Origin of the sequence: Sphingobacterium nematocida, assembly GCF_900168125.1 — a bacterium.
GTDB classification, from domain to species: domain Bacteria; phylum Bacteroidota; class Bacteroidia; order Sphingobacteriales; family Sphingobacteriaceae; genus Sphingobacterium; species Sphingobacterium nematocida.
The window spans coordinates 433113-450157 of the sequence record NZ_FUZF01000003.1; the positions used below are offsets into that span (position 1 = coordinate 433113).

Genomic DNA, 17045 nt, shown 5'->3' on the forward strand with positions numbered 1-17045 from the left:
ACACCCATTTTTGCGGAAAAAAAATGAACTGGATATTTTTAATCTTAGGTGGTCTTTTTGAAGTAGGCTTTACCACTTGTCTAGGCAAGGCTAAAGAAGCTGTAGGCACCTCGTCGTTATTATGGTACGGTGGTTTTGTCGTGTGCCTATTCCTCAGTATGGGACTACTCATTAAGGCTACGCAGACGCTTCCCTTAGGAACTGCTTACGCTGTATGGACTGGTATTGGAGCTGTGGGAACCGTTTTGATGGGAATTATTTTCTTTAAAGAGCCTGCTGAATTTTGGAGAATATTCTTCATATTCACGCTAATCGCTTCGATTATAGGTTTAAAGGTTGTGTCAAGTCATTAATAATTCCTTCTTTTTAAACCATATTTTTCAGTATTTTTGCACATTCTAAAAGGAGGAAAATGTCCTTTTGGCACGAAAACCTTCAAATAGCACCTCACATTATCGGTGCTTAAGGGCAATTAATGCCCTTTTCACGTTGAAGGTAAATACTTATCAGACAGAATTATGTTAGAAAAACTACGAGCGATCAAAGAAAGATGGGAAGAAGTGGAAGCGGAACTGAGCAATCCTGAAACCATCAATGATATGAAACGTTTTGCGAAACTGAACAAGGAATATAAGGACTTGTCAAAAATTGTAGAACAGTATCATATTTACAAAAATATAGTCAGCAATATCGAAACCAACAAGGATATCCTTGTAAATGAAAAAGATCAGGAGTTGAGAGAAATGGCTAAGGAGGAACAAGATATTTTATTGGACCAAAAAGAGGAGAAAGAAGAAGAAATTCGTCTTATGCTGATTCCTAAGGATCCTGAGGATGGCAAAAATGCTATTTTAGAGATCCGTGGGGGCGCAGGTGGTGATGAAGCTGCTTTATTTGCTGGTGACCTATACCGGATGTACACCCGTTATTTCGAGACGAAAGGCTGGCGCAATGAAGTAATGGATGTGACGGAAGGCACATCAGGTGGTTATAAAGAGGTAATCCTAAAAGTAATTGGAGACGATGTATACGGTCAATTAAAATATGAATCGGGTGTACATCGTGTACAACGTGTTCCTGATACAGAAACGCAAGGACGTGTACATACATCTGCGGCTTCGGTTGCCGTACTTCCTGAGGCCGAAGAGGTCGACGTAGAGATCAACCCAGGCGATGTGGAAATGCATACATCACGCTCTGGTGGTGCAGGTGGACAAAACGTTAATAAGGTAGAAACGAAAGTACAATTGACACACAAACCAACGGGCATCGTGGTGGTATGTCAGGTCGAACGTTCGCAATTAGCGAATCGAGAATTGGCTATGGAGATGCTTCGTACCAAACTTTACGAGATTGAATTGAACAAAAAGAACGGTGATATTGCCGCTAGAAGAAAAACTTTAGTATCGACAGGTGACCGTTCGGCAAAAATACGTACTTATAATTATCCTCAGGGGCGTGTTACCGAACATAGAATTGGATTGACTATGTACAACTTACCATCGATTATGGACGGTGATATCCAAGGGATTATAGATGCATTACAGTTTGCTGAAAATGCTGAAAAGATGAAGGAAGGCGCCGTAGAGTAAGTTTTTTTCAAAAAAAATTAGGAAATAAATAAATAAGCGCTATATTTGCACACCTTCTCACAAGAAGGGTTGAGGTCTGGTAGTTCAGCTGGTTAGAATACATGCCTGTCACGCATGGGGTCGCGGGTTCGAGTCCCGTCCAGACCGCAAAAAAAGAAAGAAAAGAGTAGTCTTTTCAAACGTTCTTAAAAATAGTAAAATAAAGATTTTAGGTCTGGTAGTTCAGCTGGTTAGAATACATGCCTGTCACGCATGGGGTCGCGGGTTCGAGTCCCGTCCAGACCGCTAAATATCTTTTAACAACAACTAAAAGAATTATGTCTGGTAGTTCAGCTGGTTAGAATATTCCGATTCATCGGAAGAGTCGCTAGCTCGAGTCCCGTCCAGACCGCTAAATATCTTTTAACAACAATTAAAATTCTTAGGTCTGGTAGTTCAGCTGGTTAGAATACATGCCTGTCACGCATGGGGTCGCGGGTTCGAGTCCCGTCCAGACCGCTTAAGAAAATGAGAAAGGTATCCGTTAGGATACCTTTTGTTGTTTATAGCAACTTCATAGAGCCCTACCTTATCACAACACCCTACGTCGATCTAGGCGTTGAATATGCTTTTTTACAATCGACATCACATACTTAAATAACAAGTTATTCGTTAACAAGTCTATAACATTTTTTTTAGATGCAACATTAGTATTTAATCAAAAATACTATTAGGTTTGATTAAGGTTTTTTGAAAGTGCGTATATTTAAGCACTAGCAAACCTTGTTAGATCAGATTAAACAAAGGGGAACTAGAGGAAAGTACTTTTTCTTAAATTAATTTCGTTCCACAAGGGTTACTATTTGAATTTTAAGGTATTAATTAGTGAGTAAAATAAGACAAATACTTCCACTGTCAACTGAGGCTTCAGATCAGGAAATTATAGATGGGGTATCCAGGGGAGATAGCAGGGCTATCAATAAGATTTATAAATCTTATTTTCCTTCGGTAGCTCATATGATAATCAATAATAACGGTTCTGAGGATGAAGCGAAAGATATCTTTCAAGAGGCGGTAATGGTTTTGTACGATAAGATTACTCAGCAAAAGTTTGAGTTAAGCAGTAAACTTGGGACTTTTTTGTATGCGGTATGTAGGAGGTTGTGGTTAAAACAACTGACACGTAAAGGTAATACGGCTAATACATCTGACATTTCAGATTTTGAAGATATTTTGCATGTGGAAGAAGATATCGAAAAACACGATGAGATAGAGAGCAGATTTGAGCAGATGAATATAGCCTTATCGGAGCTAGGGGAACCTTGTCAAACCTTGTTAAAAGATTTCTACATTGCCAATATGTCTATGCAGGATATCCGTGACAAATTTGGTTATACCAACACAGACAACGCAAAGACCCAGAAGTACAAATGTCTGCAACGACTCAAAAAAATATTTTTTAATTCAACTCTTGAGAAATGAGCATGCAGCGACATAATTTCATAGACTGGGCAGATCAGTATTTACGAGGAGAGCTTGTACAAGACGACGCAATAGCTTTTGAAAATTTCTGTACATCAAATCCTGAATATGCAGAACTGTTTGAACAGCACAAAGATTTTGTACAGGATTGGCAAAAGACGGAATTGCGAAATGCTTTTCAACAGGCACTGATTGTAGAAGGTGATAAGCTTAAACAGGATACGAATAATCATCCTGTTCGGGGTAAAGTAGCTACACTATGGAGTAAGCTACAAATTAATGCCGGCGTAGCAGCAGCAGTTGCTTTGGCATCTGTTTTTTCTACATTATGGATTACCGGATACTTTACCAACATACAAAAGGCCAATACAGATTATAGCGCGCTACGTCGCGAAATGAATTCTGTTAAGAAAAATGTCAACGAACAGAATAAAGCCATACAAAACATTAACAACGACAAAAATAAAAGTGCATCAGCCATACACTTCGGAGCAACAGGTTTTATGTTAACCAGAGATGGATATGTGGTGACAAACCACCACGTTGTCAATGGGGCCGATTCTATTCATCTACAAAATGTAAAAGGCCAAGCCTATAAAGCACAGGTAGTCTATACTGATGCACAAAAAGATCTTGCTATCCTTCATATAGATGATGTAAATTTCAAAAACCTGAAAAACATCCCTTACACGTTTAAAAAACAGAGCTCGGAATTAGGTGAGGATATTTTCACTTTAGGCTTTCCTAGGGACGAAGCTGTATACGGCCAAGGTTACTTAAGTTCGAACACGGGATATGCTGGCGATACCATAGCATACCAGATCTCTATCCCGGTAAATCCAGGAAACAGCGGTGGTCCTGTATTAGACAACCAAGGTAATATCATTGGTATTATCTCCGGCAAGCAAAAAGGAATTGATGGAGCAGCTTTTGCGATTAAGACAAAAGAGCTTGTCGAGACACTAAACAAAATCCCTGCAGAATCATTAAAGGGTAACATTCTGCTAAATAGTAAAAATACATTATCTGCTCTTCCGAGAACAGAACAAATAAAAAAACTGCAAGACTACATTTATATTGTTAAAGTCTTTTAGTCGAAGTTGTTTCAATAAATCTGGGTTAAATTGTTTCAATGAGGTAGTTTTTCTTGAAAAGATTTAATCATAAGGCCGGCCTTTAGCTTCACGCAAAGGCCGGTTTCTTTTTGCCCTCACCCTCCTTTTCAGACTTTGTTTTCTAAAAAACAAGGCACAGCTTTCTAAGAAATTTGAAGCTGCATGCTAAAAAAAAGACATCGCTAAACAACAAATCTTATTTACCAGCGTTTCATTGTATACACAACTTAATGTGTAACAAGAATGATATAATAGAAAAACATGGTTGTTAAATTAGCTATCCATTCGTTCCGTAACTCCTTTTTTGCTGGAATCCAAGCATTCTCTGCAAAATATTTATATAATTTTTTAATTTATGATGCTCAATTTTTATCGCGTATTTCTTTTTGCATGTACACTTATTACATTTTATCATCAAACAAAAGCTGCTCCTCCCCCCCTTTCTCTTTCTCTAGTAGCAATTGATTCGATATCCATCACGGGAAGTATTACCAACACGTCAGGAACATTTTTAGAACGCGTAGTTATTTTAGAAAAAGGTACTTCCAACTCAGTTGTATCTGACAGCAACGGAAAATTTAAAATATCAGCAAATCCCAACGGGGTTCTTATTTTCATAAAATCAGGTTTTGCCGAATCGGAGATCCATATCAACAATCAAAAGCAGGTAGATGCTGTGCTTTCTATAGAAACAGCAGAATCCATACAGAAGACAGCGGATACAACAACCACAGTCCCTATAAAAGATACCGTCAAGACTGCAACTGTCGAAGACACAGTGGGCGCAACAACAAAGGGCATAATCACGGGTGTGGTGAATGGCCCTTCTGGTCCTGTACCTGGTGTTTCTGTAAATGTAGAAGGTTCTAAAACAACAGTACTAACAGATGAATCTGGAAAATTTAGAATTGCTGCGAATGCTAAAAATCGCTTACGCTTTTCTTCCATAGGCTACAAAACGATCAGCCAGATTGTGGGTGCAAGAAACGTTGTTCATGTTGTCTTAGAAACCGAAACCAATACTATTGAATCCGTACAGGTAGTTTCTGTGGGGTATGGTACGATGAAACGTGCTACCTTACCTACCGCGGTCTCTAGCATCGGAGCTAAAGATATTGAAGACGAAATCCTACCCAGTATCACACAGGCTATACAGGGCAAGGCAGGTGGTGTACAGGTAACCCAGAAGTCAGGATCGCCCGGAGGAGGTGTCAGTATCCGTGTACGTGGTACCACCTCTATAAATGCGAGCTCAGACCCCTTATACGTAGTCGATGGAATCCCAGTCAATAGTACAACCAATTTTACAGGAGGTTCGACATTTGATTTTGGAGGAGGAACTCAAGGTATTAACGTTCTCGCATCCATAAACCCGTCGGACGTGCAGTCTATTGAGATTTTAAAAGACGCGGCGTCTTCTTCTATTTACGGTTCTAGAGCGGCAAATGGAGTCGTTCTGATTACCACAAAGAAAGGAACCGCAGGACACAGTCAATTCAATTTCAACATGTATGAGGGCTTCTCTCAGGTACCAAGAGAGCGTTACTATGATTTGATGAATACCGAACAATATCAAGATTATATGCGTGATTATTACCGCATCCGTCTAGAACTGGGTATTGATACCAATAAAGCGCCTGCCCAAATATTTGCCAACCCTGGTGTTAATACCAACTGGCAGGATGCAATATTCAGAAATGCGGCTATTCGAAACTACGAGTTATCGGCCAACGGAGGAAGTGAAAAAACAAGATACTATACTTCTATTGGCTACATGAAGCAAGGAGGCGTACTTTTAGGCTCGGATTTCAACAGACTGAGCGGACGACTTAATCTGGATCATCAGCATAGTGAAAAACTACGATTTTCAACAGCAATCAACCTAACACGTGCCGTAAACCAACGTATACAGGAGGAAAACTCAAAAGAAGGTGCGACCAAAGTGGGCATTTTCTCTCCTCCTAATTTAACGGTCTTCGACGAGCAGGGAAATTATATTTACGACCAAGTGCGTGTAACACGGGAAAATCCAGTAGCTATGCTACAGCTACCAACCAACGAGGCGCAGACTTTCCGGATATTAGCGAACGCTAGCGCGGAATACAACATCATCCCTGAACTATTGTTAAAAACGAGTTTCGGTACGGATGTTAGCTTCATTGATGAAACATTTTTCATGCCTCCTAGTGGGTTAAGATCTTATGTAAGTCAAGGCGGGATCGGTGCTCGTCGAAATACAAGGGATCAACTTTGGATCAATGAGACGACCCTAACATACGATAAGATGTTTGGTGCTCATAGTATAAATGCGCTTGCCGGGTTCTCATTCCAAGAATCACGTCTGGATTTTGTACATGCTCAACGTTCCAATTTTCCGAGCAACGATATTCCCTACATTACCGCAGGTGGTGTTATTAACGGTGCGAACTCCTTCCCCGAAGAGTGGGCTATCGCATCCGGATTTGCGCGTGCTACCTATATTTACAACGATAAATACATCTTAAACGCTAATATTCGTACGGATGGTTCCTCTCGCTTTGGGAAAGATAACCGTTGGGCTATATTCCCTTCTATTGCAGGTGCATGGCGTATCAAACAAGAGGATTTTATGCAAGATTCCAGGTTATTCAGTGACTTAAAACTTAGAGCAAGCTGGGGAATTACAGGGAATCAAAACATTGGGAACTACGCGAGTCGCTCATTATATTCCGGCGGAAATAATTACATGGGGACACCGGGTTTCCTACCCAATGTCCTGGGCGATCAGGGATTGAAATGGGAAACTACGCAACAATGGAATATCGGTATTGACGCAGGCTTTCTAAACAATCGTATTTCGCTATTGGCCGACTATTACTATAAGAAAACGTCGGATCTTTTGATTGGTCTACCTATTTTAAGCAGTTCGGGATACAGCACCCGATTCACCAACTCAGGGGATATAGAAAACAAAGGTTTAGAATTTGAACTAACGACAAAAAACTTGGTAGGCGATTTTAAATGGTCTACATCACTAAATATGACTTTCAACCGAAACAAAGTGCTGGCACTACCCAATGGTCTTACAGAAATGCGTGGTGGTGTAGGTGACCTAAATCGCGCTCGACCTGGAGAAGCATTGGGTGTATTTTATGGATGGAAAGCTATGGGAGTTAACCCACAGACTGGAATGATCGATTATCTGGGGGCCGACGGGTCTATGGTGTTACCAACTGATTATGCGGATCATGTAATGATCGGTGATCCCAACCCAAAATTTTTCGGTGGTATTACAAATAATTTCATGTACAAAAACTTCGACTTGAGCATATTGGGACAGTTTAGCTATGGTAATGATATTTTCAACTATAATCTTGCTTCGGGTTTGGAAGGCTTTAACCCTAGCTCAAACCAACTGGTTGACTTTGTCGATAGATGGCAAAAACCTGGAGATATTACAGATGTACCGAGACCTGCTCCCGGTGACCTAAATAACGGCGCGATATCCTCTAGATTCGTTGAAGATGGTTCTTTCTTTAGAATCCGAAATATTACGTTAGGATATACGATACCGTCTACAATATCGGAGAAGTTAAAAATAAAAAAACTCCGTTGGTATGCTACTGTCCAAAATGCATTTGTATTTACAAAATATAGAGGTTATGATCCAGAGGTAAGTTCTAACCATGGCGGAGCAAATACGGGATTAATTTATGGTTATGATTATGGTAGTTATCCACAGCCACGAATTTTCACGACAGGATTTAACTTAACATTTTAACACCGAGATACTTTTATCAGCAGTGAAACTCAATTTTACACAGATGAACAACAACAATATATTCTTACTATTCTTAACCGCAACTATTATATTGACGACCTCCTGCAATAAGTTTTTAGATCGCGATCCTTTGGGACAAGTAGCTCAAGATGGCTACTTTAATTCTGAAACCAATGCCAACGCCGCTCTTATGGGAATGTACCGTAGTATGATGAATTCATTTTCGTATGGCCAATCGACCATTATTGTTTCTGAATTTTCAGCTGGACATGTCAGACATTCCGCTGAATACCCAGAATATGAAAATTTCGCGGTACATGGGGTACAGACGATCAATCCATGGGTTGCGAACATGTGGAAAGCACTATATACTACTATAAACTCGTCCAATCAAATCATCGAAGAGGTACCTAACATGACCTCAGCCATGATCACGGATCAAAAGAAAAACATCTTTGTAGGGGAGGCAAAATTCATACGTGCATTTAACTACTTCTTTCTAGTTCGTGCATTTGGTCGCATTCCGTTAAAATTAACTTACACCCGTGAAAACACCACATTGGATATTGTTCAATCGGAAAAAGAAGTGGTATACTCGCAGATCATTAAAGACCTGACTGAGGCTGCAGATCTCCTTCCTCGAGAGAATCCCTACACAGGAGATGCAAGTAGGGGTCGCGCTTCGCATTGGGCTGCAAAAGCGTTATTGGCAAAGGTATACCTTTATCAAGCTGCATTCACGAGCGATTATAAACCTGCCGCCGATTTATCAGAAGAGGTTATTTCTTCAGGAAAATACAGCTTAGCATCGGATTTTTCGAGTATATGGACTACACAGAATACAAATGAAGCAATCTTTGAAATACAGTTTGATGATCAGGCAACCAATCCCTTAGCTGCTGTAGCTAATGATAATGCCACAGTCCTATTCTTCGCGAAAGACTCCACATTACTAGACCTGTACCAGCAGGAAGACAAACGAAAATCGTTCTCCGTAAAAAAGGGAAGTAAGAATAACTACTTTATGGGTAAATTTCCCAACTTTTCTCCAGCGAGCCAGAATGTTACTGCAATTCGACTAGCCGAGCTTCTGCTTATTCATGCGGAAGCAAAAGCAAGAATAGACAATAGCGTCAGTCAGTCTGCATACGGTTCTCTAAAAAAGGTACTTGATAGGGCTGGCGTTATATCATCCGCTGACGCTTATCAAAACCTATCGGATTTCATTATTTCCGTACAGGAAGAAAAAGAAAGAGAACTATTATTTGAAGGAGAAACCTGGTTTGACTATTGTCGTACAAAACTGGCACTGCAGAAATACAGCAGCCTTAAAAGTGAAGCTCATTTTCTTTACCCGATCCCAGCAGCTGAAATAGGATTAGGCGACGGATTGTCTCAAAATCCGGGCTACTAAAACAGGTCTTTTCTAAATAAAAAGCCCCTTCAGTAACTGAAGGGGCTTTTTATCTTCTAATTATTTATTCGGTTGGGGTGTCACACGCAGATAGGGCTTAATTTCGGTAAACCCTTTTGGAAATTGAGCTGGAATATCTTCTGTCTTAATTGCAGGAACGACAATTACATCTTCGCCTTCTTTCCAGTCTGCCGGAGTGGCGACAGAATATTCTGCCGTGAGCTGCAGTGAATCGATAACCCGAAGGATTTCGTAAAAATTACGACCCGTTGAGGCGGGATAAGTAAGTGTAAGTTTTACTTTTCGGTCTGGCCCCACAACAAATACCGACCGTACGGTAAATGTAGTAGAAGCATTGGGATGAATCATATCATACAATTCGGCAACTTTTCGGTCTTTGTCTGCGATGATTGGAAAATCAACCGTCGTATTCTGCGTTTCATTGATATCTTTGATCCATTCGAGGTGATCCTCTACCCCATCTACACTTAAAGCCAAAACCTTAACGTTCCGCTTTTCAAATTCAGACTTTAACTGTGCCGTACGTCCTAGTTCTGTCGTACAAACTGGTGTAAAGTCGGAAGGATGTGAATATAATACAGCCCAGCTGCCCTTTGTATAATCGTAGAAATCGATATCTCCTATCGATGTTTGCGCTTGAAAATTTGGCGCATCGTCTCCTAATCTTAAACTCATAGTTGAAAAATGTTTAATACTCTATATATACTACTAATATAGTAGTCTTTTTTGAATACACAAAATAATTCTACTTTTTAATATTATTTATTATGCAAGCATAGTAAAAATAATTATATTTGATTTAACCAAATAGACAGTATATCATGCATTTCGAACTTTCAGAAGAACACAAAATGATCCGTAGCGCTGCTCGTGAGTTTGCACAAGAGTTAAAAGCAGGCGTAATACAAAGGGACGAAGAGGCTCAATTTCCCCATGAATTTGTTAAAAAGATGGGTGAACTTGGTTTTATGGGGATCATGACCTCGCCGACCTACGGTGGTGCGGGCATGGATACGTTGGCATATGTACTGGCGCTGGAAGAGATTGCTAAAATTGATGCTTCTACCGCAGTAGTCATGTCGGCCCACAATTCCTTGGTCTTATGGGGACTCGAGGCCTTTGGAACGGAAGAGCAGAAACAAAAGTACCTTGTACCGCTTGCTAAAGGCGAAAAACTCGGTGCATTCGCCCTATCTGAACCAGAAGCAGGATCGGACGCCTCATCACAACATACGACAGCAACAGATCAGGGGGATCACTATCTGCTGAATGGAACAAAGAACTGGATTACAAATGGTGGAAATGCGGACATTTATCTTATTATCGCCCAAACGCATCCAGAATTGGGACACAAGGGCATCAATGTACTGATTCTAGAAAAGGGAAGTCCGGGATTTACGATCGGTCCTAAAGAAAATAAGATGGGAATCCGCAGTTCGGATACGCATTCTCTTCTGTTTTCTGATGTAATCGTGCCGAAGGAAAACCGCATCGGTGAAGATGGTTTCGGTTTTAAATTTGCGATGAAAACATTAGATGGTGGTCGAATCGGTATAGCAGCACAGGCGCTTGGAATCGCAGCTGGTGCATACGACCTAGCATTGGCCTATGCCCAAGAAAGGAAGACCTTCGGCAAGCCTATCGCAAACCACCAGGCTATACAGTTTAAACTTGCCGATATGGAAGTGGACATCGAAGCCTCACGACTACTCACCTACCGTGCGGCATGGACTAAAGACCAACAAAGACCCTATGGTAAAGAGGCAGCTATAGCAAAACTCCATGCATCGGAAGTAGCGATGAAACACAGCATTGAAGCCGTACAGATACATGGTGGATATGGCTATGTAAAAGAATATCATGTAGAACGCCTAATGCGTGACGCTAAAATCACACAGATCTATGAGGGTACATCTGAGATACAACGGTTGGTCATCGCTAGAGATATCCTACGGTAAAGTCGGACTTAATTTAAGTGTTTATCTATTTCATTCAAGAATCCGTAATCTTCAAACGAAAAGCTCCCGGTATGGCGCATATAATATTCGAATAGCGCTTTTGCTTTTGAAAGCTGAGCGCTATCCTTATGAATTAATCCGTCATACATCAACAACTGCGCTAAGGGCCTCACTTGTTCTTGCTCTAGTTGCATACTGTAATCGATAAGCTCCTTTTCGCTGAGCGCGATAAAGTATGCTCGATCATGCTGAAAGAACTCTTCATATCCTTTATTAATATCTACTGGGGGGGTATCCTCTTCTAATCCTTTCCATTGTCCAACAACAAGGCGGAGAAATTTCCCCATCTCATTGATCCAGTTTAAAATCGTATCTTTTTCGTATCGAATTCCCATATTCCCGCTATAAAAAAATCTATCTAATTTGTCCGTCGCCGGTGATAAACCATTTTTCTGTCACCAACTTTTCCAAGGCAAACGGCCCCCGTGCATGAAGCTTTTGAGTAGAGATACCAATCTCGGCTCCAAGTCCAAACTCACCTCCATCGGTAAACCGGGTTGAAGCGTTGGAATAAACAGCAGCAGCGTCTACCAAGTTCATAAATATCGCTATTTTATCCGAATCTGTGGAAACAATGCACTCGGAATGTTTGGAAGAATGCACAGCAATATGTGCTAAGGCTTCTTCCAACCCCGTAACGCTTCTGATAGCACATTTCAAATCTAAAAATTCACGGCCGAAATCGCTGCTTTTCGCCTTTTGAAGATACGGATAGTTTTCGTCGGAAAATAGTGGATACAGTTCATCAGAGGCAAATACTTCGACTTTTGCTTCTTTCAACAAAGGAGTCAACTTGGCTATAAACTCTTTGGCAATCCCCTCGTCTACTAAAATAGTATCCAACGCATTACATACCGACGGTCGTGAAATTTTGGCATTGGCAACAATTTTAGCCGCTTTATCCAAATCTGCAGACAACTCCACATAGGTATGGCAGACACCCGCACCAGTTTCGATAACGGGTACCTTAGCATGTTGACGCACAAAGTCAATCAACGTTTGCGATCCCCGTGGAATTATTATATCGACGTATTCCGTAGCGTTGAGCAACTCATGAATCAATTTCCGATCAGTAGGAAGTAACTGTACGATATTGGGATCCACTCCATGATTGGACAATACCTGCTGAAGGAGACCTATTAGGTAACTATTGGTGTACCATGCATCGCTACCTCCTCGCAATAGACAAACATTACCAGACTGTATACATAATGTAGCGACATCAATGGTCACGTTCGGTCTAGACTCATAGATCACTCCCACAACTCCAAGAGCTACGGTTTTCTTCTCAATCAATAAACCGTTTGGGAGTACTTTCGCACTGAGCAGTTGACCAGTCGGGTCTCCAAGCTGGCTGATGCCTTCAACACTATCGGCCAAACTCTCTATTCGATCGGCCGTTAGCTTGAGACGGTCGTATTTCGGATCGGCTTCATCCATCTGCGCAAGATCCAATCTATTCTGTGACTGTATAGCTTCACTATTCGTTCTTAAAAGCTGAGCAATGTCAACCAGTATACGTTTTCTATCATTAACTCCTAGGCCATTAATACTTATTTTTGCGCTACGACTGTTTGCGAGTTGTTGTTGAATACTGTCCATGTTTTCAGTTTCTTGATATATATTTCCTTCCTTACGCAAGGATTGTTCTTATAAATTCATTCCTATTATAGAAGAACTATGTCATCTGCATGGGCAATAGCGATGTTTTTTTTAGCACTGCTAGCCTTCAATGCTGCTGAGTCAGTCTTGGCTTTAGCTACTGCCTGGACAATACCCATCGTGTCAGCTATCTGAAATACTTCACCAACAACAAAATCTTCCACAATCTGCACCACCCCCACTGCCAGAAGGCTTTTCCTAGCACGTATTGCTTCCAAAGCACCTTGATCGACATACACCATACCTACGATAAGGCTACCGCTTGCCAACCATTTATTACGAGAGGACACTTTTTTCCTTTGCGGCAAACATACTGTCCCAGTCTCTCCCGCTATTGCTTTTAAAATACCGTTTTCAGTCTGCATACTGAATATCACAGCCTTTATTCCCATTTGGGTAGCTAAACGTGCAAAATTGAGTTTGGAAGTCATCCCCCCAAGCCCCACCCCTGACTTTTCCTTTCGTGCCAGTGCCAAGGCATCTTTGTCTACGACTTCGATTGTAGGAATAACATTCCCCTGACTGTCCAATACACCAGGTACCGACGTGCTGAATAGTAGCTGTTCGGCATCAAAACCTACTGCTATTAAGGTAGCAAGCTCGTCATTATCTGAGAATTTCAATTCTTTATTACTTACTACATCATTTTCGTTGGCCACAGGAATAACATTACTTTTCCAGAGGGTCTCGTAGGTACTTTTCAACTGTAAAAACTGTCCTCTATTGGAAAAATGATGCCGTTCGCAGAGACTTTGTGCTAAAGCAATCCGAAAAGGCTTAAAATAAGTAGAATAGGTACGGATCAGTAACGGATTACCAATAGCGGCCGCAGCCTTACGTTGCGCTAAGCTCCCGGTATACTTTGGAATAAACCGTTTACCAGCAGCCACAGCCCCCGAAGATACAAGCACAATATTGTACTTTGATTGTAGAGTAGCGCATTGTCGAGCGATCTCTAAGACAATCCGTTCATCGATTTCACCATCTGTTGTGATAGATGCTGATCCGAACTTGATAACCAAAACCGGCTTTTTCATTGACTTATTTTTTGGAAAATCCATAAAAAGTGTATTAAAATGCAAAAGGAGGTACACTATTGCCATTTCACAAAAAAAACACAGCTTTTATTTTAAAAAAAATAAACTTATGTATTTAAAAATTAAAATACAATAAAAAAAACACTATAAATATGCGATGTACTATTTAAGAAAAACACATCTATTCGTATTTATTTATACGCATTGTTTCTTATTACAAAAAAAAGGAACATTAATTGTACGATAAGATTGTTTCAAAAACGTTAATGGTGATTATTCCAAATTTAAAGAATCAAATTATTAACAATAAAACCCTTTGATATGAAAACACCCCTGTCCTTATTTTTCCTTGTAGCACTAGCTTTGGGGAGCTGCCAGTCGTCAAAAGTAACATCTTCTAATCAGTCTACGGATAGTCTAGCCCGTATTGGCGGGGATAAAGATAAACACGGCTGCTTGTCCGCTGCCGGTTACACTTGGTCTCAGTTACGGGGCGAGTGTATTAGACCATTTGAGGATGGGATAGCGCTACATACGTTGAATACTTCCAGTACTTATCAAACGGCAGCCTATATTTTGATAGACAGCGTCAAAAAAGAAGCTGAAATATTCGTCCCGGAAGAAAATAGCAGCATACTGTTGTCCCAGAAGGAATCTACAAACTACTCCAACGGCAAGTTTCATCTAACACTAGATACCAACTGTTGGACCTTGAGTCTGAATACAACGCGGCTTTATCAGGAGCAAAAATAGAAGCTAACGATTTGGATACTGTTTTATCCAAATCGTTCTTCGTATGATTTCTCTAGGGCAAACATTTCGTCCCTCAACTTCGCTGCGTCTAAGAAATCCATCTCTTTAGCTGCTTTATCCATACGTTTGCGAACAGTTTCAATAGCTTTCTTAAGATCTTTTTCGCTCATATAGGCTATTAAAGGATCTGCAGCGACACTACTTGCCGCATCAGACTCAATATATGGTTTTTGTTCTATTCCTTTGAAGTCTGCTACAGAAGTTTGCTCCAAAATTTCTTCGCGCGTTTTTCCCACTGTGCGCGGGGTGATGCCATGCTCTGTATTATAAGCGATCTGTTTATCCCTTCGTCGATTTGTTTCATCGATGGTAATGCGCATACTGTCCGTCATCTTGTCTGCGTACATAATGACGCGGCCTCTGTCGTTACGAGCAGCTCTACCGATTGTCTGTATCAACGAACGTACTGATCTCAAGAACCCTTCTTTATCTGCATCCAATATCGCGACCAAAGTCACTTCGGGAAGATCGAGTCCCTCACGTAATAAATTGACTCCGACCAAAACATCAAATTCACCTAAACGTAATCCTCGCAGTATCTCTACGCGCTCTAAGGTTTTCACTTCAGAATGTATATACCTTACTTTTATATTCAACCGGGTCATGTATTTGGTCAATTCTTCGGCCATACGCTTCGTTAACGTAGTCGCCAGTACGCGCCCTCCATCCTTAATAGCTTTATCCACTTGCTCTAAAAAGTCGTCAACCTGATTTATGGCTGGTCTCACTTCAATTAAAGGATCAAGGAGCCCTGTAGGTCGGATCACCTGTTCGACCACGACACCTTCGGTTTGTTGCAACTCATAATCTCCTGGAGTGGCGGACACATAAATCGTTTGATTGGTCAATGATTCAAATTCAGGAAAATTTAAAGGTCTATTATCCAATGCTGCTGGCAAACGGAAACCATGCTCAACAAGTGCAATCTTCCGCGACCTGTCTCCGCCGTACATCGCTCGCAGTTGCGGCAGGGTGACATGACTCTCATCGATCACCAATAAATAATCTTCCGGGAAGTAATCCAGTAAACAGAACGGACGCATTCCTGGTTCTCTCCCATCAAAAAAACGTGAGTAATTCTCTATTCCGGAACAATAGCCTAATTCGCGCATCATTTCTAGGTCATAGTTCACCCGCTCCTCTAAACGCTTAGCTTCAAGCATCCGCCCCTCTTCTTCAAGCTGTGTCTTACGTTGCACCAACTCTTCCTGTATGGCCCAGATGGACTGTGTGAATTTTTCTTTTGGGGTAACAAATAGATTTGCTGGAAAAAGGGAAAGGGTTTCATGTTTCACTAAGGTTTTCCCGCTGATAGGATCTATTTCACTCAACTCATCTATCTCATCACCGAAAAACGATACCCTATATGCGTTATCCAAATAGGCTGGATAAATATCTACGGTATCTCCTTTTACCCGGAAAGTACCTCTTTTAAAATCGGTGGTAGTCCTAGCGTATAATATCTCTACGAGTTTATGCAGAAATGCATTTCTAGAAATGGTCGTACCTATACCGAATCTGAAAATCGATTTGGAAAAATCTTCAGGATTACCCATACCGTAGATACAGGATACGGAAGAAACTATGATAACGTCGCTCCTACCCGACATCAGTGCGGAAGTACTGGCCAGCCGCAACTTCTCAATCTCCTCATTGATCTGTAGATCCTTTTCGATATAGGTATTTGTGGAAGCAATAAAGGCTTCCGGTTGATAGTAATCGTAATATGACACAAAATAGTTTACAGAGTTTTCCGGAAAAAACTGCTTAAACTCACCGTAAAGCTGGGCCGCCAACGTTTTGTTATGGCTTAATATCAGCGTAGGTTTTTGTGTCTGCTGAATAACATTCGCTACCGTAAAGGTCTTACCAGACCCTGTAACACCCAGCAGAGTTTGATAGGGTTCTCCCTGTGTTACTCCCTGAACTAGTTCCTTAATAGCTTGCGGTTGGTCTCCAGTAGGATAATATTCTGATGTAAGTTGAAATTTCATATGTGAATAATTTGTTTTTTAATCGCCACATGGAATATCCAAACTATTTTCAGCAGTGTTTGTGCAGTCTGTACTACATGGATATTTCATATGTGAATAATTTGTTTTTTAATCGCCACATGGAATATCCAAACTATTTTCAGCAGTGTTTGTGCAGT

Annotated in this window: 13 protein-coding genes and 4 tRNA genes; 12 read left to right on the plus strand and 5 right to left on the minus strand. The window is 40.9% G+C overall.

Annotation, left to right across the window (positions count from 1 at the left end):
- The first annotated feature begins 23 nt into the window (after window positions 1–23).
- From B5X76_RS06250 to B5X76_RS06295, 10 genes are all read left to right on the plus strand, one after another.
- The gene (locus B5X76_RS06250; protein ID WP_079642241.1) at window positions 24–353 is read left to right on the plus strand and encodes a DMT family transporter; all 330 of its coding nucleotides are present in this window, start codon (window positions 24–26) and stop codon (window positions 351–353) included.
- Between the two features lie 165 nt (window positions 354–518).
- The gene (gene prfA, locus B5X76_RS06255) at window positions 519–1592 is read left to right on the plus strand and encodes a peptide chain release factor 1 (protein WP_079642242.1); all 1074 of its coding nucleotides are present in this window, start codon (window positions 519–521) and stop codon (window positions 1590–1592) included.
- Window positions 1593–1665: 73 nt separating this feature from the next.
- A tRNA-Asp gene (locus tag B5X76_RS06260) sits at window positions 1666–1739 on the plus strand.
- Window positions 1740–1803: 64 nt separating this feature from the next.
- Window positions 1804–1877, plus strand: a tRNA-Asp gene (locus tag B5X76_RS06265).
- A 34-nt stretch (window positions 1878–1911) separates the two neighbouring features.
- Window positions 1912–1983: transfer RNA gene (locus B5X76_RS06270), tRNA-OTHER, on the plus strand.
- A 33-nt stretch (window positions 1984–2016) separates the two neighbouring features.
- Window positions 2017–2090, plus strand: a tRNA-Asp gene (locus tag B5X76_RS06275).
- A 366-nt stretch (window positions 2091–2456) separates the two neighbouring features.
- Window positions 2457–3053, plus strand: coding sequence for an RNA polymerase sigma factor (locus B5X76_RS06280; protein WP_317042857.1), 597 nt, complete (start codon window positions 2457–2459; stop codon window positions 3051–3053).
- A gap of 2 nt (window positions 3054–3055) precedes the next feature.
- Entirely contained in the window at window positions 3056–4147 is a 1092-nt protein-coding gene (locus B5X76_RS06285) for a S1C family serine protease (RefSeq protein ID WP_245800974.1), read from the plus strand.
- 376 nt (window positions 4148–4523) lie between these two features.
- Entirely contained in the window at window positions 4524–7928 is a 3405-nt protein-coding gene (locus tag B5X76_RS06290; RefSeq protein ID WP_079642244.1) for a SusC/RagA family TonB-linked outer membrane protein, read from the plus strand.
- A 43-nt stretch (window positions 7929–7971) separates the two neighbouring features.
- Window positions 7972–9342, plus strand: coding sequence for a RagB/SusD family nutrient uptake outer membrane protein (locus B5X76_RS06295; RefSeq protein ID WP_079642245.1), 1371 nt, complete (start codon window positions 7972–7974; stop codon window positions 9340–9342).
- Window positions 9343–9402: 60 nt separating this feature from the next.
- Here B5X76_RS06295 and B5X76_RS06300 read toward each other — a convergent pair whose 3' ends face one another.
- Entirely contained in the window at window positions 9403–10038 is a 636-nt protein-coding gene (locus B5X76_RS06300; RefSeq protein WP_079642246.1) for a peroxiredoxin, read from the minus strand.
- A gap of 146 nt (window positions 10039–10184) precedes the next feature.
- On the opposite strand from B5X76_RS06300, the gene B5X76_RS06305 reads away from it, so the two are divergent.
- Window positions 10185–11321 (plus strand): acyl-CoA dehydrogenase, encoded by a 1137-nt coding sequence (locus tag B5X76_RS06305; protein WP_079642247.1) that lies wholly within the window; start codon window positions 10185–10187, stop codon window positions 11319–11321.
- Window positions 11322–11329: 8 nt separating this feature from the next.
- Here the strand turns inward: B5X76_RS06305 and B5X76_RS06310 are convergent, their stop codons facing one another.
- From B5X76_RS06310 to proB, 3 genes are all read right to left on the minus strand, one after another.
- Complete coding sequence (locus tag B5X76_RS06310) at window positions 11330–11716, minus strand: hypothetical protein (RefSeq protein WP_079642248.1); 387 nt, start codon at window positions 11714–11716, stop codon at window positions 11330–11332.
- A gap of 19 nt (window positions 11717–11735) precedes the next feature.
- Window positions 11736–12983, minus strand: a complete 1248-nt coding sequence (locus tag B5X76_RS06315; RefSeq protein WP_079642292.1) for a glutamate-5-semialdehyde dehydrogenase — start codon at window positions 12981–12983, stop codon at window positions 11736–11738.
- A gap of 65 nt (window positions 12984–13048) precedes the next feature.
- Complete coding sequence (gene proB / locus B5X76_RS06320) at window positions 13049–14080, minus strand: glutamate 5-kinase (RefSeq protein WP_079642293.1); 1032 nt, start codon at window positions 14078–14080, stop codon at window positions 13049–13051.
- A gap of 321 nt (window positions 14081–14401) precedes the next feature.
- Between proB and B5X76_RS06325 the strand changes: the two genes are divergently transcribed.
- Window positions 14402–14833, plus strand: a complete 432-nt coding sequence (locus tag B5X76_RS06325) for a hypothetical protein (RefSeq protein ID WP_079642249.1) — start codon at window positions 14402–14404, stop codon at window positions 14831–14833.
- Between the two features lie 23 nt (window positions 14834–14856).
- Here B5X76_RS06325 and uvrB read toward each other — a convergent pair whose 3' ends face one another.
- On the minus strand, window positions 14857–16887 hold the full coding sequence (gene uvrB, locus B5X76_RS06330) for an excinuclease ABC subunit UvrB (protein ID WP_079642250.1): 2031 nt from the start codon (window positions 16885–16887) through the stop codon (window positions 14857–14859).
- Window positions 16888–17045 lie beyond the last annotated feature (158 nt).